This is a genomic window from Paenibacillus sp. FSL H7-0323, from assembly GCF_038002725.1.
Lineage (GTDB): Bacteria > Bacillota > Bacilli > Paenibacillales > Paenibacillaceae > Paenibacillus_AQ > Paenibacillus_AQ odorifer.
In genome coordinates, this window is record NZ_JBBODB010000001.1 from 599,415 (window position 1) to 625,603 (window position 26,189).

General features: G+C 45.2%; 21 protein-coding genes. 17 read left to right on the plus strand and 4 right to left on the minus strand.

The window, feature by feature from the left end; all coding sequences use genetic code 11:
• Positions 1-291 precede the first annotated feature (291 nt).
• From MHH89_RS02800 to MHH89_RS02825, 6 genes are all read left to right on the plus strand, one after another.
• The gene (locus MHH89_RS02800; RefSeq protein WP_076130640.1) at positions 292-1,710 is read left to right on the plus strand and encodes an NAD-dependent malic enzyme; all 1,419 of its coding nucleotides are present in this window, start codon (positions 292-294) and stop codon (positions 1,708-1,710) included.
• A 116-nt stretch (positions 1,711-1,826) separates the two neighbouring features.
• Positions 1,827-2,372: an AAA family ATPase gene (locus MHH89_RS02805; protein ID WP_341086278.1), complete on the plus strand. Its 546-nt coding sequence runs from the start codon at positions 1,827-1,829 to the stop codon at positions 2,370-2,372.
• Positions 2,373-2,418: 46 nt separating this feature from the next.
• Complete coding sequence (locus tag MHH89_RS02810; protein ID WP_312150893.1) at positions 2,419-2,964, plus strand: histidine phosphatase family protein; 546 nt, start codon at positions 2,419-2,421, stop codon at positions 2,962-2,964.
• Between the two features lie 26 nt (positions 2,965-2,990).
• Positions 2,991-3,434 (plus strand): GNAT family N-acetyltransferase, encoded by a 444-nt coding sequence (locus tag MHH89_RS02815; protein ID WP_076193873.1) that lies wholly within the window; start codon positions 2,991-2,993, stop codon positions 3,432-3,434.
• A 31-nt stretch (positions 3,435-3,465) separates the two neighbouring features.
• A complete protein-coding gene (locus tag MHH89_RS02820; RefSeq protein ID WP_312150926.1) occupies positions 3,466-3,957 on the plus strand; it encodes a DinB family protein in 492 nt (163 codons plus the stop codon).
• Between the two features lie 88 nt (positions 3,958-4,045).
• Positions 4,046-6,034, plus strand: a complete 1,989-nt coding sequence (locus MHH89_RS02825) for a CotH kinase family protein (protein ID WP_076130645.1) — start codon at positions 4,046-4,048, stop codon at positions 6,032-6,034.
• 71 nt (positions 6,035-6,105) lie between these two features.
• Here MHH89_RS02825 and MHH89_RS02830 read toward each other — a convergent pair whose 3' ends face one another.
• Positions 6,106-7,800, minus strand: coding sequence for an ABC transporter substrate-binding protein (locus MHH89_RS02830; RefSeq protein WP_076306245.1), 1,695 nt, complete (start codon positions 7,798-7,800; stop codon positions 6,106-6,108).
• A 112-nt stretch (positions 7,801-7,912) separates the two neighbouring features.
• Between MHH89_RS02830 and MHH89_RS02835 the strand changes: the two genes are divergently transcribed.
• The 10 genes from MHH89_RS02835 to MHH89_RS02880 all read left to right on the plus strand — a co-directional run bounded on the left by MHH89_RS02835 (position 7,913) and on the right by MHH89_RS02880 (position 21,170).
• Positions 7,913-9,424: a DUF4153 domain-containing protein gene (locus MHH89_RS02835; protein ID WP_076280880.1), complete on the plus strand. Its 1,512-nt coding sequence runs from the start codon at positions 7,913-7,915 to the stop codon at positions 9,422-9,424.
• A 24-nt stretch (positions 9,425-9,448) separates the two neighbouring features.
• Complete coding sequence (locus MHH89_RS02840; RefSeq protein ID WP_341086281.1) at positions 9,449-9,973, plus strand: hypothetical protein; 525 nt, start codon at positions 9,449-9,451, stop codon at positions 9,971-9,973.
• Between the two features lie 94 nt (positions 9,974-10,067).
• A complete protein-coding gene (locus MHH89_RS02845) occupies positions 10,068-10,766 on the plus strand; it encodes a Crp/Fnr family transcriptional regulator (protein WP_036683474.1) in 699 nt (232 codons plus the stop codon).
• Positions 10,767-10,927: 161 nt separating this feature from the next.
• Positions 10,928-12,622, plus strand: a complete 1,695-nt coding sequence (locus MHH89_RS02850; protein ID WP_341086285.1) for a methyl-accepting chemotaxis protein — start codon at positions 10,928-10,930, stop codon at positions 12,620-12,622.
• 267 nt (positions 12,623-12,889) lie between these two features.
• Positions 12,890-16,768 carry a discoidin domain-containing protein gene (locus MHH89_RS02855; protein WP_341086287.1) on the plus strand — a complete coding sequence of 1,293 codons (3,879 nt, stop codon included), beginning with the start codon at positions 12,890-12,892 and terminating at the stop codon, positions 16,766-16,768.
• 147 nt (positions 16,769-16,915) lie between these two features.
• Entirely contained in the window at positions 16,916-17,836 is a 921-nt protein-coding gene (gene cysK, locus MHH89_RS02860; protein WP_036683481.1) for a cysteine synthase A, read from the plus strand.
• Positions 17,837-17,856: 20 nt separating this feature from the next.
• A complete protein-coding gene (locus MHH89_RS02865; RefSeq protein WP_076278103.1) occupies positions 17,857-18,750 on the plus strand; it encodes a hypothetical protein in 894 nt (297 codons plus the stop codon).
• Between the two features lie 285 nt (positions 18,751-19,035).
• A complete protein-coding gene (locus tag MHH89_RS02870) occupies positions 19,036-19,809 on the plus strand; it encodes a sensor histidine kinase (protein ID WP_254857126.1) in 774 nt (257 codons plus the stop codon).
• Positions 19,806-20,465 (plus strand): response regulator, encoded by a 660-nt coding sequence (locus MHH89_RS02875; protein WP_076130654.1) that lies wholly within the window; start codon positions 19,806-19,808, stop codon positions 20,463-20,465. The genes MHH89_RS02870 and MHH89_RS02875 overlap by 4 nt, the downstream gene beginning before the upstream one ends.
• A gap of 63 nt (positions 20,466-20,528) precedes the next feature.
• Entirely contained in the window at positions 20,529-21,170 is a 642-nt protein-coding gene (locus MHH89_RS02880) for a DUF1775 domain-containing protein (protein ID WP_076130655.1), read from the plus strand.
• Positions 21,171-21,282: 112 nt separating this feature from the next.
• Here MHH89_RS02880 and MHH89_RS02885 read toward each other — a convergent pair whose 3' ends face one another.
• The 3 genes from MHH89_RS02885 to MHH89_RS02895 are packed head-to-tail and all read right to left on the minus strand — an operon-like array spanning position 21,283 to position 24,691.
• Positions 21,283-23,217, minus strand: coding sequence for a CotH kinase family protein (locus MHH89_RS02885; protein WP_341086292.1), 1,935 nt, complete (start codon positions 23,215-23,217; stop codon positions 21,283-21,285).
• 29 nt (positions 23,218-23,246) lie between these two features.
• Positions 23,247-23,975, minus strand: coding sequence for a DUF4956 domain-containing protein (locus MHH89_RS02890; protein ID WP_036683492.1), 729 nt, complete (start codon positions 23,973-23,975; stop codon positions 23,247-23,249).
• Positions 23,976-23,977: 2 nt separating this feature from the next.
• On the minus strand, positions 23,978-24,691 hold the full coding sequence (locus MHH89_RS02895) for a polyphosphate polymerase domain-containing protein (protein ID WP_076193893.1): 714 nt from the start codon (positions 24,689-24,691) through the stop codon (positions 23,978-23,980).
• A gap of 226 nt (positions 24,692-24,917) precedes the next feature.
• On the opposite strand from MHH89_RS02895, the gene MHH89_RS02900 reads away from it, so the two are divergent.
• Positions 24,918-26,159, plus strand: a complete 1,242-nt coding sequence (locus tag MHH89_RS02900; RefSeq protein ID WP_341002165.1) for a purple acid phosphatase family protein — start codon at positions 24,918-24,920, stop codon at positions 26,157-26,159.
• The last annotated feature ends 30 nt before the right edge of the window (positions 26,160-26,189 follow it).

The following is a 26,189-nucleotide window of genomic DNA, read 5'->3' on the forward strand; positions in this document are numbered from 1 at the left end:
AAAAGGAATCGGCAGGATGCTCTACAGCATGCAGAAAAGGTAATGAAGAGTAGAAGAGCTTACGGTTTGTTTATGCTTACATACACTTAAGATTATGATGAATTTTATTTTTATGGGAAAAATGGGTCTGTGCCCGTAGCTGTCATACCTGATGTATTTGGGTCGGGTGCGGATGGGAATACTGTAACAAGAAAAATTTTTCGTTGATCTAGTTAATAGGCGGAAGATATGTTTAAATGGGAAAGTATAGTATTTTTTAAATAATAGGATTGAAGAAAGAGAGGCTAATTCATGTCGATTGCGACTACAATGATTATCAGGCTCGAAATTCGGAAATCGGTTGCATCTTTTGGCGATGTTGCTTCAGGAATTGCCGCAGCTGGCGGAGATATTGTTGCTATTGACGTGATACGTGCAGGGAAGGATGTCACTACCCGAGATATAACAGTGAATGTGCAAGACGCAGCTAATGGAGATATTATCTCAATATTATCGAAGATGCCGGGAATTAAAATAATCAACGTGTCGGATCGGACCTTTCTGGCTCATCTTGGCGGAAAAATTGAAATCACACCTAAAATGCCGATTAAAAATCGGGAGGATTTATCCTTAGTGTATACGCCGGGGGTAGCCCGGGTATGTACGGCGATTGCCGAAGATCCCAGAAAAGCTTATTCTCTGACGATGAAAAGAAATACAGTTGCAGTCGTTTCGGACGGCACTGCTGTGCTTGGACTAGGGGATATCGGGCCGGAAGCCGCTATGCCTGTCATGGAAGGTAAGGCGATGCTGTTTAAGCAATTGGCGAACATTGATGCTTTTCCGCTGTGCTTAAATACCAAAGATCCGGATGAAATTATCAATATCGTAAAAGCAGTTTCTCCTGGCTTTGGAGGGATAAACTTAGAGGATATAAGTTCGCCACGCTGCTTTGAAATCGAACGCCGGCTTGCGGAAGAGCTGGACATTCCGGTATTTCATGATGATCAGCATGGAACATCCGTGGTGGCTTTTGCAGGACTTTTGAATGCGCTTAAAGTTGTAAATAAATCTATTGAAAATGCACGGATTGTTGTTGTGGGTATTGGGGCGGCTGGGGTGTCCATATGTAATCTGCTGCTGGCAGCGGGCGCGCGTTATATTTATGCGGTTGATCGTGAAGGCGTTCTCAGAAAAGATCTCCAATATGATAATCCGGAATGGCAGAAGCTTGCTGCCGCAACCAATCCTGAGGGAATTGAGGGGGGAATAACGGAGGTTATACGAGGGGCAGATGTCTTTATTGGGGTGTCCCGTGGGGGAATTCTAACCGTGGATCATCTCAAAAGTATGGCCAGTGATAACATCGTTTTTGCGATGGCTAATCCTACACCGGAGATTGAACCGGATTTGGCAGAACCTTTTGTTCGCGTCCTAGCGACAGGCAGAAGTGATTATCCGAACCAGATCAACAATGTGTTATGTTTTCCGGGTATTTTCCGTGGCGCACTTGATTGCCGGGCTAGAACTGTGAATCTGGAAATGAAGCTGGCTGCGGCAAAAGCCATTGCATCGGTCGTTCATCCGGATGAACTCAATGAGCAATATATCATCCCAAGTATTTTTAACGAAAAAGTAGTTGAACAGGTGCGCCTGGCAGTAATCCAAGCAGCTATATCCACGGATGCAGCACGCCGGATTCCTAAAGACGTAGCAGCTATAACGGAATAAGATCTATACGATAAATGGACTGCTTTGCTTACTTAGAGAGCAGTCTATTTGTTTTTATACTTGGAGGAAAATTGCCCGAATTGCAACTTTAAATCCACTTAAAGGTGAGGGAGTGTATGAGAAGAATTCATATTATGGGAGCCTCAGGCGTAGGAACGAGTACTTTAGGTTACGAATTAGCTAAAGTGTTGCCACATGTACAGTTAGACAGTGACGACTATTTTTGGGAGCATAAATTCACTAAGCAGCGTGAGGTCAATGCGCGATTAGCGAAACTTACAAGCGATTTGACCCATAAGAAGCCTTGGATTTTAAGCGGTGCGGTATGTGGCTGGGGAGATGGCCTTCGACCATTATTCGATTTGGTTATTTTTCTAGGACTTCCACCGGAAATTCGTTTAGATAGATTAAGAGCCAGAGAGTACGAGAGATATGGTGATCATATTTTGCCTGGAGGAAGTAAATACGAAGCATATCAGACCTTTATGGAGTGGGCGGCATTATATGATGTTGCTGGAGTTGAAGTCAGGAGCAAAGTGCTGCATGAGGAATGGATGTCCGCACTGGAATGTCCTATTTTACGAATAGAGGAAGATTTATCGGTTGGAGAGCGCGTTGAGATCGTGCAGAGATATTTACAAATGGATATAAGCGATACATAGATTTAAAAGGGGCTCTGAATGTCTAAGCAAATAGGAGTGTAGTTCAATGAAGATAGGTTTAGTGAGGCACTTTAAAGTGGACAATCAACCGAGGCGCGGACGAATATCTGGGGAGAATTTTAACGCTTGGGTCGAAGCATATGATCAATCTGATATAAAGTTCGGGCAGTTTAGAAGCTCTGAGCAAGCTTGGGATGTGTGTCTCAGTAGTGATCTGCCTAGAGCCATACATACCGCGAATCTGATCTACTCTGGTAATATTATATATATGGAGCAGTTAAGAGAAATCGAGATTGCTGCAACTTGGCTGAAGGGAATTAAACTGCATCATTTTATGTGGTTAGTGCTGGGGCGGATGGCTTGGTATTATGGGCATTCCTCACAGTCAGAGAGTAGAACCGCAACATTACTCCGCACACAAGCAGTTATCGAGCGCTTAGAACGCGATTTTGGATCAGCAAATGTGTTAGTAGTTACCCATGGAGCTTTTATGAAGGTGTTGGCGCAGCAGCTGGTCCAAAGAGGTTATAATGGAAAGCGAATATCTCATCCACGGAATGGCGGACTGTATGTGTATGAGCAGGGCTGTTAATTTAAAAGAAAGCAGGATGAACAATCATGGTTGTTATTAAAGAAATAGAAATGGAATCTCTTCCTGAACTGGGGAATTTATATCAAGAGCTGATGAATAAACCGTCTGACCTTAATAAGCTTGAAAAAGTATTTAAAGGGGTCAAGGCGGATAACCGCTACATCCTGTTGGGTGCTTTTGTAGAAGGAGAGTTACTAGGGTCTTTGATGGGGATCGTGTGTCAGGATTTAGTGGGGGACTGCAAACCGTTTATGGTGATTGAGAATGTGGTGGTTTCAGCGCGGGCACGCCGTCAAGGCGTTGGCAAAAAACTTATGAACGCCATTGAACAAGCGGCCCGGGAAAGAGACTGCTATTATATCATTTTAGTCTCCGGTGAGCAGCGGAAGGAAGCGCATGTGTTCTATGAATCGTTAGGTTATAGAGATGAAAAGGTGGAGGGATACCGAAAACATTTAAGCTCCCATTAAAAAGCACACAACTTTCTAGGAGGTTTTTAACCTGCAAACATTTTTTCAATATAACTGGATGGTCCGTGAACAATGGTATGAGTGGTGTGGAGATATTTCTGAGGAGGAGTTGCTCACAACACGTATAGGTGGTGTAGGCAGTATTCTTAAGACGCTTTTTCACATTGTTGATGTGGAGTGGAGCTGGATTCAAGTATTGCAAGGAAAGCCGGATTTCCAAGAGGATTTTGAGCGGTACAAGACTTTGCAGCAAGTACGAGAATTGGATGCAAAATTCCACACAGAGGTGGAACCTTTTGTAACGGCTTGGCATGAGGGGCTGGAGCAGAGGATTTTTGAGGATCATCTTCCGGATGGCAGGATCGTGACCGATGCCTGGGGTGAGGTAATGCGCCATGTGATTGCTCATGAGATTCATCATGTCGGGCAATTATCGGTCTGGGCTAGAGAGATCGGAAAACCGCCAGTTTCAGCTAATCTGATTGGCAAAGGGCTGATAAACAGCCTACCTGGCAAAGTGTAGACAAGCTATTCAGCGTATACTCAGATTCATATTTTACAATCTCCTTGAACTGCGAAAACATAAATCTGTACTTCAAGGAGGATTACACATGGTGAAGAAGAAAAATTTGCTGAGAAAGTTCATGGCAGCTACACTAAGTCTTGCTATCGTCTCAACGGCGTTTGGTGTTGCTGGAAACACGCCCGTAGTTAGTGCGGCGGATGCAGGTGTAACGAAAGCGTATGAATCCCTGTTCGCTGGTGACAGAATCATTGATGTTAAAGTAACGATTGATGATGCGGATTGGAAAAGTATATTAGCAAGTCCCCTCGAAAAAGAATACAAAAAAGTTAAGGTTGAAGTTGACGGGAATGTTGTTGAAAATGTTGGATTTTCTACTAAAGGGAATCTGACGTTAAAATCGGTAGCCAGTATGACAGACTCGGATAGATACAGCTTCCGGCTGAAATTTGATAAATATGATAAGAAGCAAACGTTACTTGGTCTTGATAAAATGGTACTGAACAACAATTACTCAGACCCTTCGTATATTCGTGAATATTTACATTACGAAGCGCTTCGTTCTGTAGGTGTGGATGCACCTTTGACTGTGTTCACCAACCTGTATATCAACGGAGAATTATATGGTTTTTATGTAGGTGTGGAAGCGATAGATGATAGCTATCTAGAACGTACCTATGGAGAAAATTATGACGATGGTGTTCTGTATGATACAGAAGAAAAAAGTTATCTGCAGTACAAAGAAGGCAGTGACTACGAAACGATAACTTATGATACAGGTAAGGAAGATGATAAAGCTTCGTTGAAGAACTTCATCAAGGTGCTGAATGAGATGCCTGCCGGTGAGAAGGGTTCTATTGAAAGTGTGCTAGATGTGGATTCGGCACTGAAGTATATTGCCGCTAATGCTGTATTGGGTAATTATGACAGCTATAACGGGGATAAAGGTCATAATTATATGTTGTACGGGGATGCATCCGGTAAATTTAGTGTACTTCCATGGGATATGAACATGTCCTTTAACGGGTATTCTGGTGGCGGAGGCGGCAGAACAGGTACAACAGACACAACAGCTGCTGCGGGCACAACTTCTACATCGGCAACAACCCTTGCAGCCAATACCAGCGCAGTAACTGCATCAATTGATAATCCAACGCTTGGGATAAGTTTAGATCAGGTCCCAATGATTGCTAATCTGTTGGAAGTGCCTGAATATAAGACTAAATACCTGAAATATGTATCTGAGCTGGTTGATTATTTGGAAGGAATTCAGAGCAGAATTACTGAATTGGCTACCTTGATCAAACCTTACGTTCAAGCAGACCCAACCAAATTTTATACCATGGAACAATTTGAAAGTAATGTTACTTATTCAGCAACAGGTGAAATGGGTGGTAGTGGAGGAATGACTCCGCCAGCTGGGATGGAAGGCATGACTCCTCCTGAAGGGATGGAGGGCATGACACCTCCGGATGGAACGACACCGCCAGCACGTCCTGATAATACAGCGACTGCGACTGATGGCAATCCTACACCTCCAACAGGTAACGCTGGAGGCGGGGGACAAGGTATGGGGACAATGGCAGCAGGTTCGATTATGACCTTTGCGCTGAACAGACTTGCTAATCTGCAAGGCCAGCTAGGACTTAACGTCACACCTCTACCCTCTGTAACTACAACGCCATCAACAACGAATCCGAACACGACGGGCACTAAGGGAATATCCGTACTTTTAAACGGAACAGCGGTCAGCTTTGCAGATCAGCTTCCTGTGAATAAGGATGGCCGTGTGCTGGTGCCAGTGAATGCAATCTTTAATGCTCTGGGTGCTACAGTAACCATGGATCAAACGACTAAGAAAATTACCGCAATAAAAGACAATACAACGATCGTAATGGCCATTGGCAGCAAGACTGCTTACATCAATGGCAAAGTACTCACACTCGACGTTCCTCCGCAAATTATCGGAAATCGGACACTGGTTCCGGTAAGATTTATTTCCGAGGGATTGAATATGGATGTGAAGTGGGATGCAGGGACTTCTACAGTTACAGCTACGACTAAAACAGCAGCTTAATAATTAGCTTTATCGCGTATGCGGAAATCCGGGGCAAGCTCTGGATTTCCGCATTTTTTAATTCAAGCAGATCAACTCGTGCTGCTGCTAGAGAGCAGTGGCGGAAACCAGACATGACGAAGATCGACCCAACCCTGGCTATTGAAGCTAACCCCGCGGACAGAGGGGAGATAAGCTGTCTGAGTCGGCTTTTCATACAAAATATGTAGGTGGTGCTCTTTAATCAGACGGTTCTCGATGATACTGAAACTTTCCGCTCGGGCCACCGGATTAGGTTCGCGCGCGATGGTATACAGCCAGCCTTCTATATCCGCCCGGGTATGCGGTTCAATATGCTGGGAGAGCGTGAGGTATAGATCAAATAAACGAAGTTGTTCATCCTCGTCACGGAATAATGAGAAAACAATCAGGTCAGATTCCAGCCGAATCGGACCTTTAAATTCCTCTGGAGACACGGAAATGACATTGCATTTATAACCTTGTTGCTCTAGTCTAGTGGCAATAAAATCAGCATCGCCAGCATATTGTGGAATAGTAGAGATTTGCAACGTGATTTCTTGATCTATTATCGCTTCTTGCTCGATGGACGCTGAATCGTCTTTTAAACAGGAGACTATTTTTGCCCGAAGCAGGGGATCGCTTAGCGGTCCCTTTTTTTGCGTATTGCAGGTGACGAATTTCCGAATGGAAGACTCCGAATGAATTCGGCTCCAGGTCGAAGAACTGGCGGATGAGGGATTCTGAATCACGTGAAAAGCAGAACCCGTATCAGAGGATGACGTTTCGGTATCCCACGGGACATAAAGGATTTCAACCCGATCTAAATGAGCCCGTCCTTGAAAATAATAAGGAAAAACCTCCAGCACACAAGTGTCCTCGGTCATATCCACAACCTTAAAGGGGCCAGTCCCCACGGGTCTACGGCCAAAGCTCTGCTCATCCATTCCTTCTAAATCACGCGGTACAATTGCGGCTCTGCTCGTACACAAAAATGGCAGAAATAGTTCATTAGGCTGCTTAAGCGTAATTTGAACGGTAGATGGATTTAATGCGGTGACCCGCTGGATTTCTTTGAAAATATAGCTATAGAGTGTCCGTTTAGAGGTTTGCATCAACCGTCCCAGGGAATAGACTACATCCTTGGCTGTCAGCACTTTTCCATGATGGAATAACACCTCTTTGCGCAGAAAAAAAGTCCAGAGCGTCCGGCTCTCATCGACTTCCCAGGCGTGAGCCAGACAGGGAACGATTTTGTCCTGTTCACCACTTCGTTTCACTAACCCGTCGAAAACATGGCTGGAAACAAATGACTCTGCCAGCAAATTCATATAGAGCGGATCGAAGGTATGGAGTTGCTGGGTAATAGGCAGCCGGAGAGTATCAATTTGCTTGTCACTACGAATTTCAGAATGATGCCCAAAATAGGTCAGCAGCCAACCCTGCAGTGTATCCTGCAGTGAGGTGGAGCTGGCATGGGTTTTGATACCTTCTATAGCGTTGTGGACATCTTTGCGGCTAATCGCCTGCATCATGGATTGAAGGGCAATTTCTTCGGAGGGAACAAGAAATTGCAGCAAAGAGCGGCTTCCCCGCCCACGCTTAGGCGTCCATTTGATCCATTCCTGCAACATCATTTTATTCACAATATGCATGGCATTGCGGTGTGTACAGCCGAAAATCAATGCCAACTCATCCATCGTCACTGAGATTTCTGTGGCTCCCCCAAAATGAGATTGCAGCTTTAAAAATTGGCTATGCAGCTTCATTGTTTTGGTTCCTTTCGGAAAATAGGAAATTATAAATAAATTCTTTCTCTTTTTTTTCTTATTTTATCACGTAAAATAAGGATGAGAAAGTAAGAAAATGGGGGTAATTACCATGACCGAGGAAATGGAAACGGGAACGGGACTTAGGCTTAATCGATCGCTTGCTGCTTTGCTTGCCGCGTTCTTACTGGCAATAGTTCATCAGTATTTATTTTATGGGAAGCTGGCGGGCCTATCGTATCCAATCTTTGTATGTCTGTTCTATGCGTTCATGCTTTATTATGCCAAGGCTAAAATCCGCAAGCTTAACAAATTCAGTTACTTCTGGTTTGGAGCGATTTTTCTACTTTCATTAACCTATTTATTCTTTCATAATTTTTTCTTCTTTGGGCTGAACCTGCTGGTGATCCCGGTGTTGATTTTATTACATATGACTTATTTGCTTAGTGATAAACGGCCGGCTTGGAGCCGGCTTGGATTAGTGGGGAACACGCTGGAGCATGTGCTTCCACAGAATTTCCGCCATTGGAGCACTGTGTTTACGATCATTAAAAGGTCTGGCGGCAGTAAAATGAAGGACGAGCGTAAGCAGGTCATGGGGAAAGTGCTGATAGGACTTGCGATCTCTTTTCCAATATTGCTGGTTGTGGTGACTCTGCTGTCCTCAGCGGACGGAGTGTTTCATCATGTACTGCTGGCGCTGCCGAATGTGCTGGATCGGATTTCATTTGGGGAAGGTTTTGTGCGGGTGCTGTGGATTATCCTACTGGGCATGGGCTTGTTCGGCTTAGTGTGGGGGTATGTGGATTCGAAAATCTATGACTGGAATATGCAGCCTAAGGAATATGGTCCAGTGCTGGCGCCTGTAAGCTTTAAAATGGATCCGATAATTATGACGACGATTCTTATAGCCATTAACACGGTATATGTATTGTTTGTTTTCGTACAGTTTTCTTACTTGTTTGGAGCATGGGAAGGGATTTTACCAGAGGGCAGCTCATATGCTGATTACGCACGTAGTGGATTTTTTGAGCTGATTATGGTGGCTGCGATTAATTTCGTGATTTTGCTGCTGGCTTTGGTATCGGAAGGAAAAAGAAGTGGGGGGCTGCAAAAATTCATTAATGTCCTGCTCTACATTCTGGTTGGTTGCTCGACAGTGATGCTATATTCCGCCTATACCCGTCTGACTCTCTATGAAGAGGTGTATGGCTATACCACGACTCGATTTTTAGTGCATGCATTTATGATATTTATGGGCTTATTGTTGGTGGTTGCAGCCTTACGGATAGCTGTTCAGCGTGTGCCATTGGCGAAATGTTATATTGTGCTGGGCTTGATCTCCTACGTCGTCATGAACTATATCGGGATGGATGTTATTATCGCTAATAAAAATATGGATCGCTATGCAGCGAGTGGTAAATTGGACGCCAATTATTTGGTCCGTTTATCTCCGGAGGTCATCCCTTCTCTGATAAAGTTTAGTGAACAGGAAGATGGGATGCTGGATGATTTTTTAAAGAATGAATGGAGAGAACTCAATAAGCGTGAGCAGGCATGGCAGTCGTTTAATTTCCCGCAATATCTGGCGCAGCGTGAGCTGGCTGAATATTTTGCACAGTAAAGGTAAGAAGAAGGTGTGAGGTCAGTGAGGAAAAAGCCATTTAAAAGAGGCTGGTCATTTATCATTATTTTTATTACGGTAGGTTTAAGTTACGGGATCTATCATATCTATTTATACAATGCGCCCAAACAAAATCATTACTCGCGTGTTTCCAGCACCCATCTTGAACAGGAAAGTCTGGGCGGCATTCAGCTGCTTCAAAGCCTTGATTCAATCGCTAGGGAACCTAAGCCAAATAATGATATAGAGCGGTATCAGTATTACGATCTGGGTCACGAGACAACAATAGCCACAGCACGTGGTGATGATAAGATCATTCTAATCAGCGTCTATTCCGATCATACGATGAGTACGGCAAGAGATATTCATATTGGAGCTTCAGCGGACGAAGTGATCAAGGCTTATGGCACTTCTTATTATAAAAGAGGGGAGCAAGGGGCTGAGATTATCGGATACGTGGATAAAATCAACCATCGGAGTATTGAATTATGGCTGCAGGATCAGAAGGTAGATATGATTCGTTATTGTGTGGATTCTGTTGTAATGTAAAGTGTCATAGGAAAACCTCATTAAAAAGGACATATGTCCTTTTTTTGTGGGGTATTCTAAATTACACTGGAGCAAACAATAGAGGGGGCACTACATGCAGACGATAAATGACCGTGAGGCTGTCCGTGCCTTGGCAGTGAAGAACGGTCTGGACGGAATATTTAGCCCGCTGGTAACGCATAAAATGGAGTTGAGACGTTACGCGGATGAAGAAAAGCTGTGTCTGGTTGGCGATCAATTGGATGGGATGTTCATATTGGTTGAGGGTAAGCTCAAAATCCAGACCTTGCTGCCAAATGGCAAATCTATGCTGGTGCGGTTTACAAATCCGATATCTGTGATTGGGGATGTAGAGCTGCTTCACCGGTTCCCTGTTAAGAATCAAGTGGAGTCTGTGGGTGAGAGCTTGATTCTTTTTGCAGGGAGAAGACTACTCCTGAGAGAGCTTGAGGAAAATACAGCGTTGTTACGTTTTCTCGTCGGAGAACTTAGTCACAAATTGCATACGCTCGGTCAAGCCTCTGCACTTAACCTGTTGTATCCTGTGGAGAATCGATTTGCCAGTTATTTAATGTCTTTGTTCGCGGATAAAAATGGTGACCGGCGGGTGGAGGAGATTCGGACCTCAAGTCTTATTGAGACAGCAGAATTGCTTGGCACAAGCTATCGGCATCTTAATCGAATCGTACGGCGTTTTATTGATGAAGGAATCATTACACGAAATCGTGGACGCTTAAGTGTACTGGATGAATCGAAGCTGGCAGAGCTGGCTAACGGAAATTTATACGAATAAAAAGATCTCAAAAGACCATTAGTTCCTGCCTCGGCCGGAAATAGGGGTCTTTTTGTTTTTTTTAAGCAAACATTCAGTTCAAATTCAGAGAGGCTTAAGGGAGAGCTAGTAGGATAAAAGTACCAAATAGATCTACATACATATAGAGATGAGGAAAACCGATGGTGAAAAGTATCCGTGGGAAAATAGTCTTAGGATTTACTGCTGTGATTATAGTCTTTCTAGTGGCGATAGCCGGAAACACATTGTTTCAGGGGAAGGTTACCCAATTGACAGATCAGGTTAATCGTAACTGGGACAAGCTGTCACTTGTTCAAGGCTTAACAGATAAGATTCGTACCGCAGATGAGCTGGGTGCTCGTTATGTGATGAGTAACACAGATGATGAGCGGAATTCATATCTGGCAGAGTATGAAGAAATGCTCCCATTGATTGAAAATGCTATTACAGAGCTGGAGAATGCCCGATTAAGTGAAGCTGAGTTAAAGGGTGTAGCTGAGCTGAAGAGCAAATGGAATGATTATTTAATCGTTCTGAAGGAAGCTTTTGCCTTAGCTAAGGAAGGCAACTTCCCGGAAGCGCAGAAGAAATTCACGAACCTGTCATTAGACGCTATGATTGAATCTCAGATTGTGTTTCAGAACATGCTCATAGAGGAAATAGAGAATGGACAAAGCCTGGCAAATTCGCATCGTAACAACGCTTTGATTACTAGCTTTGGTGTGACCGGATTGTCGGTAGTGCTCGCGGTGATCCTTGCGCTGCTAATTTCTGGACGGATTATTAAACCGCTTCGTGATGTGAACACTCAGTTGAAGGAAATTGCAGATGGGGATGCCGATCTTACGCGCAAATTAAGTGTTCGTTCTAAAGATGAGATTGGTGAACTGGCGTTTAACTTTAATAAAATGACAGATAATCTGGGCACGATGATTGAACAGGTGAAGTTATCGGCGAATAGTCTCGCGAATTCCTCTACAAAGCTTAGGTCAGATAGTGGAGTGACAGCAGGCGCCACAGAACGAATATCGCATATTATGGGTGAAGTCGCTTCCGGAACAGCCAGACAGATGAATGATTTGCAGACCAATACAATTACAATCTCAGAAATATCTCTAGGAATCGGTCAAATTGCTGCCAGTGTCCAGGACATCTCGGAAGCCTCCCATCGCTCTGCGGCATTTGCCATTACAGGAGATGAATCCCTTCAGGCCGCAGGACAGCAAATGGAATCGATTAATCGCTCCATACAATCTTTATCACAGCAAGTCCAAGGTTTTGTGAATCGATCCCAGGAGATTGGCAGTATTGTAGGAGTCATAAAAGGAATCGCTTCGCAGACGAATATGCTGGCCCTAAATGCGACGATTGAGGCAGCTCGTGCTGGTGAACAAGGTAGAGGTTTCGCTGTGGTTGCCGATCAGGTCCGTAAGCTGGCAGAGCAGTCCGCGGAATCCGCCAATCAAATTGCAGAAATGGCGACTGGGATCCAAAGTGAAGCAGATGATGCCATGAAGGTGATGATGAGCAGCATGCGTGAAGTAAAGGGAGGTACGGAGATTATCGAGGAAGCGGGACGTTCCTTCGGTGAGATTCGATTATCTATAGATTCACTCGCCGAACAGGTTCAGGAAGTATCTGGAGCCGTGGAGGAGATTACGGCGGCTGCGGATGAGATTGTAGAGTCAATTCGTAACGTTACGCAAATCTCGGAAACAACCGCTGCGAGTACTCAGCATGTGTCAGCAGCCTCACAAGAGCAAATGGCTTCAGTCGAACAAATTGCATCCTCTGCAAGTGAATTAAGTACAATGGCGCATGGACTGCAAGGGTTGGTAGCTAGATTTAATGTATAACACGAAGCTTCGGAGAGTTAAGGGGCAATATAGTCCCCTTGACCTCTCTGTGGCTTTTTTTGGTTGAACGTAATATTCCACATACAAAGCATAGAAATCGCCATCGACGGCCATCTACCTATAACTTATATTATTAGCGTTATTAGTTAGCTTGTATCCGTAATCCATCATTTCAAATGTAGGAGGCGAATGTCTATAAAACTACTGTTTTGAAAGCGCATCCTTTCTGCTGCATAGCTCCACAAAATTTTGGAAGGTGGTTATTCAATGATAGCAGCTTCTAAAAGATTTACCGGGAAGACGGCAGTACTTTATTGTTTGATTGTTATATTATTTGTAGGTCAGTTAGGATTATATCCCTCGGTGAGTTTAGCCGCGGGGAATTTAGCCCAAGGGAAGACTATTACTTCAAGCTCCTTCGGTGATGTATACGTAGCAGCCAATGCTAATGACGGCAGCCAAGGAACGTATTGGGAGAGCGCAAGCGGTGTTTTTCCGCAATGGATTAAAGTGGATTTAGGGGCAGCAAGCAGCGTGAATCAGGTTGTACTAAAGCTGTCAACGAATTGGGAAACAAGAACTCAAACGTTAGCGGTACAAGGAAGTACAGATGATGCAACTTACAATAACTTAGTAGATTCCGCCAATTATACATTTAATCCAACGATTGATTCCAATACAGTGACCATCAGCTTTACAACTGCGAATATCAGATATGTTAAACTGAATTTCACATCCAATACGGTCTGGCCAGCAGCACAGTTAGCGGAATTTGAGGTTCATGGTAATACAACTACAACTCCATCCTCAGGATATGAAGCGGAGAATGCCGCATTATCCGGTGGTGCCAAGGTTAACACGGATCATACAGATTATACAGGTACAGGATTTGTTGATGGTTACCTAAATCAAGGTGCTGCAACTGCATTTAGCGTTAATGTGGCTTCTGCTGGTAACTATGATGCTACATTAAGATTTTCAAATGCATCAGGCAGTACAAAAACCATTAGTGTTTATGTGAATGGAACTAAAATTAAGCAAACCTCACTTGCGAATCTGGCCAATTGGAATACTTGGTCAACAAAGATTGAGACGCTGGCTCTGAATGCTGGTGCTAACACGATTACTTATAAGTACGATGCAGGAGACACTGGAAATGTGAATCTAGATAATTTGAACGTCACTCCAGCTTCTGCGACAACACCTACGCCAACGCCGACGGCAACTCCGACACCAACGGCAACACCTACCCCAACTCCGACGGTAACTCCGACCCCGACAGTAACACCTACACCAACTCCAACGGTAACACCGACCCCGACACCAACAGTTACACCAACGCCTGGGGCGGGTTCCAATCTGGCTTTGAACAAAAGCATCAACGCTTCCTCTTCCGTCTTTACCTTTGTTCCTACAAATGCGAATGACGGTGATGTAACTACTTACTGGGAAGGAGCAGGAGGAGGTTATCCCAATACATTATCTGTAAACCTGGGTAGTAATGCCGATATTACATCCATTGTCCTCAAACTGAATCCATCATCGGCCTGGTCCACACGTACTCAGACTATTCAAGTGCTTGGGCATAATCAGAATACAACAGCCTTTACTAGTCTTGTGCCAGCAACCGTGTATACTTTTAATCCGGCAGCTGGCAATACGGTCACTATTCCGGTAACGGCTACGGCTAGTGAAGTACAGTTGAAGATTACCACCAATACTGGTTCAACCGCTGGACAAATCGCTGAATTCCAAGTGATGGGTGCACCAGCTGCTAATCCGGATTTGGCGATAACCGGTCTTACATGGTCACCTTCAGCTCCAGTAGAGACCAATGCCATTACTTTAAATGCAACGGTAAAAAACCTTGGAACGTTAGCTTCCATAGCGACTAATGTGAATTTCTACTTGGGCAGCACACTTGTAGGCACTAGCCCAGTGGGGGCATTAGCGGCTGGCGCATCTACGAACGTCACTTTAAATATGGGCGCAAAGGATGCTGCTACCTATACTTTAACTGCAAAGGTTGATGAGAATAATACGGTTATTGAATTGAACGAAGGCAATAACAGCTTCACTAGCCCAAATTCTCTTATTATTGCTCCCGTATCCAGTTCTGATCTAGTAGCTTCCCCTGTTAGCTGGACACCAAGCAATCCAGCAGGCGGCAATGTGGTCAGCTTCTCGGTGGCAATCAAGAATCAAGGGACAGCAGCATCCGCAGGGGGTGCGCATAACATAACCTTGAAGGTTCTGGATGCTACTACGAATGCTGTACTCCAAACCTTAACTGGAACCTATAACGGCGTGATTGGCAGTGGAGTAACAGCGCCTCCTGTTAGTCTTGGCACTTGGACAGCAGCTAATGGCAAATATACTGTGAAGACGGAAATTGCCGTAGACACTAATGAGCTGCCAGTTAAACAGGCCAATAATATTCAAACACAGTCTCTTTTTGTAGGTCGTGGAGCCAATATGCCTTACGACATGTATGAGGCTGAGGAGGGTGTGATTGGTGGCGGGGCTGTGAAGCTTACTGCTAATCGGACCATTGGAGATCTTGCGGGTGAGGCTTCAGGCAGAAGAGCAGTCACACTGAATACTACAGGCAGTTATGTAGAATTCACTACTAAGGCTGACACTAATACACTGGTCACCCGCTTCTCCATTCCAGATTCGGCGAGTGGAGACGGTGCGAATGCTACACTGAACATCTATGTGAACGGAGTTTATACCAAGGCGATTAATCTGACCTCTAAATATGCATGGCTGTACGGTTCAGAGATAAGTCCCGGCAATTCACCAAGCGCGGGTTCTCCGAGGCATATTTATGATGAAGCTAACATTATGTTCGACAGCACGATTCCGAAAGGTAGTACGATTCGACTGCAAAAGGATGTGGCAAATACCTCGCAGTATGCCATTGATTTCATCAGTTTGGAGAAGGTATCACCGATTACCAATCCAGATCCGGCCAAATATACGGTCCCAGCCGGCTTTACACATCAGGATGTGCAAAATGCGCTAGATAAAGTACGCATGGATACGACCGGAAATCTCGTAGGTGTGTATTTACCAGCCGGTAACTATCAGACCTCCAGTAAATTTCAGGTCTATGGAAAAGCAGTGAAGATCATTGGTGCGGGCCCATGGTATACGAGATTTTACGCTCCAACGAATCAGGAGAATACGGATATCGGTTTCCGGGCAAGCGATACCGCTAACGGCTCTACTTTTGCGAATTTTGCTTACTTCGGGAACTACACATCACGTATTGATGGCCCGGGTAAAGTATTTGATTTCTCCAATGTGGCAAATATTACGATCGATAACATCTGGACCGAACATCAGGTGTGTATGTATTGGGGAGCTAATACGGATTACATGGTGATCAAAAACTCCCGTATCCGCAACACCTTCGCTGACGGCATCAATATGACGAATGGCAGCACGAATAATCTCGTGTCCAATATTGAGGCACGGGCAACAGGGGATGATAGCTTTGCATTGTTTTCGGCTATTGATTCCGGTGGTTCAGATATGAAGGATAATATTTATGAGAATCTCACTTCAATCTTGACCTGGCGGGCAGCAGGTGTAGCCGTCTATGGCGGATATGCCAATACCTTCCGCAACATTTATATTGCTGACACGCTTTGCTATTCTGGAATTACGATCAGCTCGCTTGACTTCGGGTATCCAATGAACGGCTTTGGCGCTTCACCGACAACGAATTTTGAGAATATTTCCATTGTTCGTGCAGGTGGACATTTCTGGGGGGCACAGACCTTCCCGGCAATCTGGGTATTCTCAGCCTCTAAGGTATTCCAAGGCATTCGTGTCAGTGATGTGGATATCATTGATCCAACCTATCATGGCATCATGTTCCAGACCAACTATGTCGGCTCCACGCCGCAATTCCCAGTGACAGATACCCTCTTCACGAATGTCACAATTTCCGGTGCGCAAAAGAGTGGAGATGCTTTTGACAGCAAATCCGGAGTGGGCATCTGGGTAAATGAAGCGGCTGAGGCTGGGCAAGGTCCTGCCAGAGGGTCAGCCACCTTTAACAATCTGAAGATTACCAACACGGTAACGAATATTAAAAATAATACGTCTACTTTTACGATTAACGTTAATCCTTAAAAATAAATGCTGCCAGTACTGAACAGCCGTCTCCCGCTTTCGTGGGGGGCGGTTGTTTTCAGGTTGCAGAAAGTAAGGTTCTGAATCGACAGGAGGTGCTGCTCACGTTACAATAATGGAAGGTACAGAAATGAAGGAGGCTCTAAAATGACATCCTTAGTGGTTAACAATATAACAGAGCTGATTGGGAATACACCGGTTGTAAGATTAAATCGGCTGACTAGCCCCCAAGATGCAGAACTATACGTGAAGCTGGAGCTTTTTAATCCAAGTGGCAGTGTAAAAGACCGGGCAGCTTATAATCTAATCCTGCAAGCCGAGCTAGCAGGTTTGCTGAAGCCGGGCGGGACGATCATTGAGCCGACTAGTGGAAATACAGGGATAGGCTTAGCGATGAATGCCGCGGCAAAAGGGTATAAAGCGATTCTTGTCATGCCTGATAATATGACCAAGGAACGAATCAATATTCTAAAGGCTTATGGTGCGGATGTTGTGCTGACGCCCGCAGCAGAACGGATGCCGGGAGCTATAGCAAAAGCGATTGAACTGGGAAAAGAAGTGGAGAACAGTTTTATTCCGCAGCAATTCGAGAACAAAGCCAACCCGGATATTCACCGGACAACGACCGCTCTGGAAATCCTGGAGCAAATGGAAGGTAAGCTGGATGTGTTTGTTGCTTCATCAGGAACTGGGGGCACGATAACTGGAACCGGTGAGGTTTTGCGTGAGCATCTACCTGATATCCGGGTTCTTGTGGTTGAGCCGCAAGGCTCGCCCGTATTATCTGGAGGAAAGCCAGGACCACATAAGCTGGTAGGAACGAGTCCGGGCTTCGTACCTGCCATTTTGAATACACAGGTCTACGATGACATCGTTCAAGTTGCGGATGAAGCTGCCTTGGAGACGGTAAGAACGCTGGCTGCAAAAGAAGGAATTCTGCTGGGTCCATCCGGGGGTGCCACTGTATGGGCGGCGTTGCAGGAAGCACGTCGTCTTGGGGCTGGCAAACGCGTGCTTTGCATTGCACCTGACACAGGGGAACGGTATCTTAGTATGGGAATATTTTAGTTTCGTCTGGAGGAATGGGAATGAATAAGCTCAGTGTGAGTTTCCTTATTGTTCTACTGCTGGCGGGCTGCTCAGGCTCTAACAATCCAAACCCTTCTCCAAGTGCAGAGCCAACACCAACGGCAAGTATGCAGCAGCCAGCAGCTTATCTGGAAGCTGGAAAGCTGAAGGCGAATTTTGGTTTTGCAGATGAGTCTGGCAAGAGCATCTTAGTCACCGGGCAGGAAAAAGGGCTGGATGCGCAAATGCAACAATTGAATGAGGCGATCGGCGATCATGGGCAAGTGCTAAAAGTGAAATTGAATAAATGGCAGGAGGGTACGGAGAACAGTAATGGCCGGGAGATGGCTCACAATTTTGTGAATCTGCCAGGGTATCTTTATACGGTTGAAGCGGGGAATGCGACCCCTGATGAGACCTATTACCTGACGGATCAGGCAGAGTTTAATGCGAATGCGCTAATCTCTGTTAAGCCTACGGAGGTTAAGCAAGCCTCGCTAAATGTTGCAGAAAGTGTGCGGCAGAATATTGTTTCTGCGAAAAATCGTGAAGTAGAGCACATTTGGAAACTTGCTGACCTGTCTGGTGATCGGCAGCTGTATCTCGTTCAATTCATTAGGCAGGATCAGGAGATGTTATTTAGTCTCGTGCTGGAAGATAAGGCCGGGCTTACCTTTATGGATTATCCGGCTGTCATTCAAGGCGATGAATTTTCCGTCTGGAGAGTGGATGATGGAGGGGAAGTGATACCTGAGATGTTCTCTATTCTTTTTGCGGCGGAAACTGCTGAAGGTCCATTACTCGGTATGGAGTGGTGGGGAGCGGAAGGCGTAAACACATTTTTCCTGAAAAAAGAGGGAAATGTTTTTAAAGAAATGGACATTCAATACGGACGCTACACATCACCACTATAACTGGGATGCAGATACATCGAAGGATGTATCTTTTTTTTGCTACAATATAAGAAAGTATAAATTTTCACTATATACTGCTTATAATATTATGAAGGATAGCATTATTTTTTTAAATACTTAAATTTGTAACAATAAGAACTTTAAATAGCCCGATCGAGTCATGTAGCAGAATTGTGACGGTGATATTGTTAATCATAAGATGTACGGGAGGGGACAGCAACGTATAACCGAATCAAGTATATGATCCTGTTACTGCCAACGCTAATGGTAGGGATCTGGGAGGTCGTGCGCCATCAGTTTCTAATGCCTTATATCTCGATGGATCTGGGGAATTATTTGACACCTGTCCTCGTATTTTTGTTCACTCTTGTATTGCTCGTCCCTTTGTTTTCGCTGATGGAGCGGAATCAACGGGAGCTGGAGCAGGAACGTGCGCTCAAAGAGGCAATGAAAGCCCGGGAAGGGCTAGCTAAGGAACTGCATGATGGGATGGCGCAATCTTTATTTCTTTTATCTGTCAAAATAGATCGTCTGGAAGCAAGCCGCAGGAATGGGGAAGTCAGCGAAGAAAATGTGGATCAGATCAAAAAGACCGTCCACGAGGTGAACCGTTATGTTCGACAGGCGATCGCCAATCTGAAGGTACCAGTGTCTGAGCAGCACTCTTTTTCATTGGAACAGTCGGTTAAAGATCAGCTTGCTCAAATGGCTAACGAGATTATGATTGAGGTTTCCTTGGATTGGAGTCTACAGGATGAAGCCCTCTCTCCTTCGGAAAAAGCAGAGCTGCTATCTTGTATCCGAGAGGCTATTATTAATGTGCGTAAGCATACAAGAGCGGCGAAGGTTTCTATCACAGGTGCAGGCACTGAGAAAAACTGGAGCGTGGCGATTGTCGACAATGGCGAAGGATTTCAGCATGATCCCTTTGAGGTGAACGGAAGTTACGGCCTTCAGATCATGAAGGAACGTGTCGAAGGAATGGGATGGAAGCTTCAGGTGAGCTCCGGCAATACGGGGACAAATGTGGAAATTACGAAAGGAGGGGGAAGTTTATGAGCCGGTACCGGGTTTTGGTTGTGGATGATCATGCGCATGCGCGTGAGGCGATGTGTGAGATTTTGTCCATGGATGATAGTTTTGAGGTCATTGGAGTAGTGGAGAGTGGTCCTGAGGCGATCGCGTTCACGGCCCAGTGGATGCCTGATCTCATTCTTATCGACATTCAGATGCCGGAGATGGACGGGCTGGAGACTACTCGCCGGATCAAGCAGGAATATCCCTATGTCAAAATCGTTATCGTTACGGTATCGGACGAAATTTCCCACCTCCTCGAAGCATTGAAGCAAGGCGCACAAGGGTACTTATTGAAGAATCTGGCACCTTCCACCTGGATTGAATATTTGCAAGCGATTGTGAATGAAGAAGCACCGCTAAGCCGGGAGCTGGCTTTTCAAATCTTGAAAGAATTTACCGTTCCTTCATTAACGGACGAAGGGGAGTCTTTGACGGCGAGGGAGAAGGAGATTTTAAGCTGTGTGTCTTCCGGATCGACGAATAAAGAGATTGCCATAAGCCTGTCGATTTCGGAGCATACCGTAAAAAACCATCTGAAAAACATCCTTCAGAAGCTTCAACTCCAAAATCGTACGCAGCTGACGCGTTATGCTCTGGAGCAGGGGCTTGCTTCACGTAAACGTGATTTTCCGCGGTAAATATGAGGATAGAGATGAAAGTGAAAAATGATAAAATTACTTAAAGAAAGAGGCACTCTAACTATGAACAGATTATCTCGCAAAATAATGACACTCTTCGCACCAGCCGCTGCAACACTTCTGTTGTTCGCAGCCGTGGCTAGCGCGCACGTAACCGTAGCACCAGCACAATCCAGTACCGGAGCATGGGAGACTTACACACTTAAAGTTCCTTCAGAAAAAGATGTGGCGACTGTACAAGTCGATCTACGAATCCCGGCGGGTGCCGAGTTCAAGCAATATGAGGCTACACCGGGCTGGGATGTTACCATTGAGGGGAACAAAGTTAGCTGGATAGCTAATGGAGAAGGAATTAAAGCAGGGCAATTCCAACGTTTCTATTTCACAGCAAAGAATCCTGATACTGCAGGCGACATTGCTTGGGATGCTTATCAGCATTATGCCGATGGCAGCTTGGTGCAGTGGTCTGGTGAGGCAGGAACAGAAAGTCCGCATTCTATTACTTCGATTGTGCAAGCCTCCGGTGGGGATGAACATTCTCATGGTTCCAGTGACAATGGCATGAGCATGGAAGAACATAATGCCATCATGGAAAGCGAGAACAACTCCACCAGTGTCAACCCAATGGTCTATATCGCATTAGGGATCTCTTTACTAGCCTTTTTAATAGCAACCATAAGTATATTGCGCGGGCGAAAAGAGTAAGCGGGAACTAGTTGTGATACAAGAATATAGTGTTCATGCAAGAAGCCTCCGTCAATAAACGACGGAGGCTTCTTGCATGAATTAATTGGTGATGAGGATACTTTTTACTTATCTACAGCCGTTTGCGTTTGTAAAAGGTTACGAAAGCAGCGGTTAGTATTAGGAGAAGGATGGCGACGCCAGTTGTGATGGCTTCACTCGTGCTGCCTTTTTGCTGCATAGTACCAGCACCACCAAAGTCGCCACCGCCCATACCACCAGGCATACCGCCACCAAAGCCACCGCCGCCCATGCCGCCACCACCAGGACCATTTCCGCCGCCTTCAGGGAAAGCGGGTCCGCCCATAGCACCAGGCTCACCACCCGCGCCGCCGTCAAATCCACCTTGAGCAGCTTGCCCGTTAGTGTTGGTTTGTCCACCTTGAGCAGCTTGGCTGTTAGTGTTGGCCTGTCCACCCTGAGCAGTTTGCCCTGTTTGTGTAGTCTGCCCACCCGCAGCTGCTTGTGAGTTACTGCCAGGCCCCTCGCCGCCATTAGGGATAGCCGGTCCGCCCATGGCACCAGGTTCACCACCTGCACCGCCTTGGGCAGTCTGTCCACCCGTAGCCGCTTGCCCTTCGGTATTTGGTGCAGCTGCATTTGCGCCAGTATTACCAGTAGCGCCATCCGCACCTGTGGCCTGCCCAGCACCCGCAGCGCCTTGAGCTGCGCCATTTTTAGCACCGCCACCAAAGCCACCGCCGCCCATGCCACCACCACTTCCTGATCCGTCACCGGAGGAAGGAATGGTACCGTCGAGTTGCTGCTGGATACTTGTGGCCATGTTCGACATGAAGGTCTCAACAGCCTTTATCCCATTTTCATACTGTTCGAAAGTGTAGAAGGCGGATGGATCCGCTTTGACATAGCTGGAAATCATCGTGTTCAGCTCATCCATCCGAGCCTGGAACGTATCGTCCGCTAGATAGCCAGTAATCATCTCACTAACAATCTCATGATATTTCGTTTTGTATTCATCATTAGCGAGCAGTTTCGCAATCAGTGGTCGTTCTGCCAACGCACCTTGGGTAGGCTCGTCAATTAACACATCTGCGCTTCCCATGCCGCCAAAAGCCATATTGTAATCCCACGGCAGAATCGAGAAGACCCCATCGTCTTCATATAAGTAATAATTCTGCTTATTTCCACCTAAATAACTGTCCATATTACCCGTGACCGCATTTAGAGCGATATACTTCAGCGATTCCTCTACGTCGATGTATTTTTCATAATCGGTGCCGTTGTTTAGCTCATTCAGCATGTCGACAAGAATATCATCGTTAGACTTATCGGATTTCATTTCTAGTCCAGTATAGAGGGATGGATCATCGCCCAGCCAAGTCAAATCACTGCCCTGACCGGTCATTACACCTTTATAAAGTGCACCATAAGTGTTGCCGAAATTGCGTTCCAGATAAGCATCACTGATCTGTTCTACTGCAAGATAGAAACCCTTCAGTTCATCATTTACATACACATTGACGAAGGAATATTTCGGCGTCGGGAGACCGACACTTTCAGCGAGCTCATAGGTCAGAAATTCACGCATATAAGAAGCATCGCTGTAATTATTATTCAGGTTGATCTTAGTAATGCCGAATAAATTCTGGTTAACATACTCATCAAAAGAAATTTTGAAGCTGTAGCGGTCAGAGTCTGTCATCTGTACTACGCTTCTGAGACTGAGATTTCCTTTGGTCCGTACAGCTACATTATCGTATTTCATACCGTTGTACTCGACGGAAGCCATTTTATATTCTTCAGCACTGGCATTATCCAGCATATCCTGAAAATCGTCCGGGTCCAAGGTGATTTTGACATCCACGACCTTATCTTTTGGAAAGACCTGCTCGTCTAGCTTTTTCTCATCGCTCGAAATGACCTTGTCCTGAGCATCAGACGTTGGATTATTTATTGCAGACGGACTTGCATTCTGACACCCGGCTACGGCGATGACCAGCAGCAGGCAGCAAAAACTCAGCAGGATTGACTTACCTCTGGTTTTCATCTGGGGCACCGCCTTTCATCTCGTTGTAATTAAGATACATAGTCACCGCTATAGCTGATCAAGAGTGCATTTTTGACACCTTTTAGGTCAGAGACTGTGTTGACAAAGCCGCCTACTTTATCATCCAGACGAAGCTCCAGCGTCAATTCAATATTGTTTGCGGAGACTGTTTTTTGCTTCACATTGTAGCGTTTTACGGATTTGGTGATATGGCTGTGTACTTCACGTTCGCTTTCATCACTGTCGCAGTTAATGACCAGTAAGTATGGCGTTTCGATAGAAGAGTGTTTAATGAACAGGAACAAAATAAGGCCGATAATGATCGAACCGATAATAGCCAAGGTGAAAAATCCTGCTCCAGTTACAATCCCTGCTACAGCTGCCCAGAACAAGAAGATCAGATCAGTTGGATCTTTGATCGGTGTTCTGAAACGAACGATGGACAATGCGCCGACCATACCGAGGGACAGCACAAGGTTAGAGTTAATCGCGATAATGACAGTAGCTGTAATCATGGTCATGCCCATGAGTGAGACGTTAAAGCTTTTGGAATATAAAACGCCGCTAAAGACACGTTTGTAGAGCAGGTAAATGAAGTATCCGATCAGAAAAGCTACGCCCAAGGTAATCAGCATCTTGGAGATACTAATATCAGATACAAAATTGTCGATCACCGAGTTTTTAATAATGTCTGAAAAATTATTTGTAGTATCTGTAGTCGTTGTTGTAGCTGCTAGCGGTGCTAGTGATGCATTCATAATCAATAATCCTCCCAAGTGTTAGTTTTTAAGAATTTGCGGCAGATCACGTATTTCGAAGCGGACTGCCTATTCAGTCCCTCCAGCTGCAACGCGATTTTAATGTACTCCGGAATATACTCATCGAATTTCACTTCGAAAATTATGAAGTTCTCATCAATCGCCCGAATCGGATGCAAATCCTTATCGAAAATATCCGTAGAGTGCAGGCCCGTACGTAGTTCTTTATCGAACGTTATTCGCACATTTCCGTTGTGGCAAACATAAGGCTCGCGAACATAATCCACGATGACCTTGGGTCGCAGCAGGTTATGGCGCATCTGATCGTATAACTCCAAGAACAGCGGACTGTCCGGGACGTTCAGCACTTCGTAGTTGCCCGCCATAATCTCGTCGTACATTTGCCGGGTTAGTGGTTCTTTGATTTTGGCGATATAATCGTCCATTTTAATTTTTTTCTCAAAGTGAATGATGTTGTCTTGAATGTTGTAAATGCGAATCCGGTATTTGGCCCGCTCTCTGAGACCGCCGAGCTTGTCTGCAAGTGCCGTGTTGTTGATATCGTCAAAATACAAACTCCGAATGTGGTATTCTCCACTCTCATTAGCGTGTTGATCTTTATCAATCAAGCTTTGCAATCGCTGGCGCAATATAAGGTATTGATGATAGTTAATGAAAAATTTAAGTTCATGCCGGAATTGAAGCTTCTTATTCATTTTCACACCTCGTTTCTCTCTCTATCTCTGGCTAACCTTCCTGCTTGACTAATTCTAGGAGACAGACCTTATGCTTAACTTAAAATAGACTGAATGTTTGCTGAATGTTTTACACTGCGTTAACAAAAGTCTGTATAAAGATTCGTGTGCAAATTTGACTTCTGACTTTGCAGGGGGCTATCTTATTTAGAAGGCTAGAGAGAAATTTTCATAAGGAGGTACCGTGATGAGAGACTATAAATTTGCCATAATCATAGGAGTGCTTGTGATTGTGGTTATTTTAGTGGCTTATGGGTTGGAACGATCGAAAAGCGGAAGTAATGCAAATTCACCAGCACCGTATGATCTCGTGACTACCTTTAAGGGAGATGCGAGCACAAGCCGCGCGTTTACTTGGTATACAAGTGATTCGAGTGCAGCAGGCATTCTGGAGATTGTAAAGGGACAAGTGTCCTCTTTTGCAAATACGGATGTACAAAGGGTAGATGCGAAAAGTAGTTCCATCAAAACAGACAATGGCACCAAAGGTGTTCATAAAGTGGAAGCTACGGGTCTTGAACCCGGGACGTTATATACTTATAGAGTGGGTAGTGGCGTTGAAGGAGAATGGAGTCCGGCAGCGGAATTTACAACGGAAGAAGATGGACTGGCAAGTGTGTCTTTTATCAACGTAACGGATTCTCAAGGGGAAACGGCAGAGGATTTTAAGCTGTGGGGAAATACGCTGAACAAGGCTTTTCAGACATTTCCTGAAGCTGAATTTATTGTGCATAACGGCGATTTGACGGAGAATCCGGAGGATTCGGCAGGCTGGGATGATTTTTTTGGCAATGTGCAGGGCTGGATTTCGGGGATTCCGTTAATGCCGGTAACAGGCAATCATGATGAGGTGGATGAGGATGCAACGCATTATACTTCACACTTCAACCTGCCGGATAATGGGGCAAAGGGTTCAATTGCAGGCACCTCGTATTCCTTCGATTATGGACCAGTGCATGTAACGGTACTGAATACAGAGAGCAATCTAAAAAAGCAAACGGAGTGGCTAAAGGAAGATCTGAAGAACACAGACAAGAAGTGGAAAATCGTTGCGATGCACCGACCGGCTTACGGGGGGAACTCCTATAAGAAAGTTGAAAATTGGACGGATATTTTTGATACGTATGAGGTTGATTTAGTGCTGCAGGGTCATAATCATGAATACTCCAGATCCTACCCGTTACGTGGCGGAAAAATAGTTCCAGAAGGTGAGATTTCCAAAGATGCTAAACGAGGGACAGTCTATGTGGTGACCAACGCTTCTGGAGGGAAATTTAACGAGAAAAAAGAAGATCAGTTCTATCATGCGGTGCATTTTCAGAACTATAAGCAAATGTTTGCGGGCATTAACGTTACCGGGGATACATTAACCTATCAGGCCTATGATGTGGATGGAAAGCTGCTGGATGAGTTTGTGTTGACACATTGAGCTAAGAGAATTGGATAATATTATTTAAAT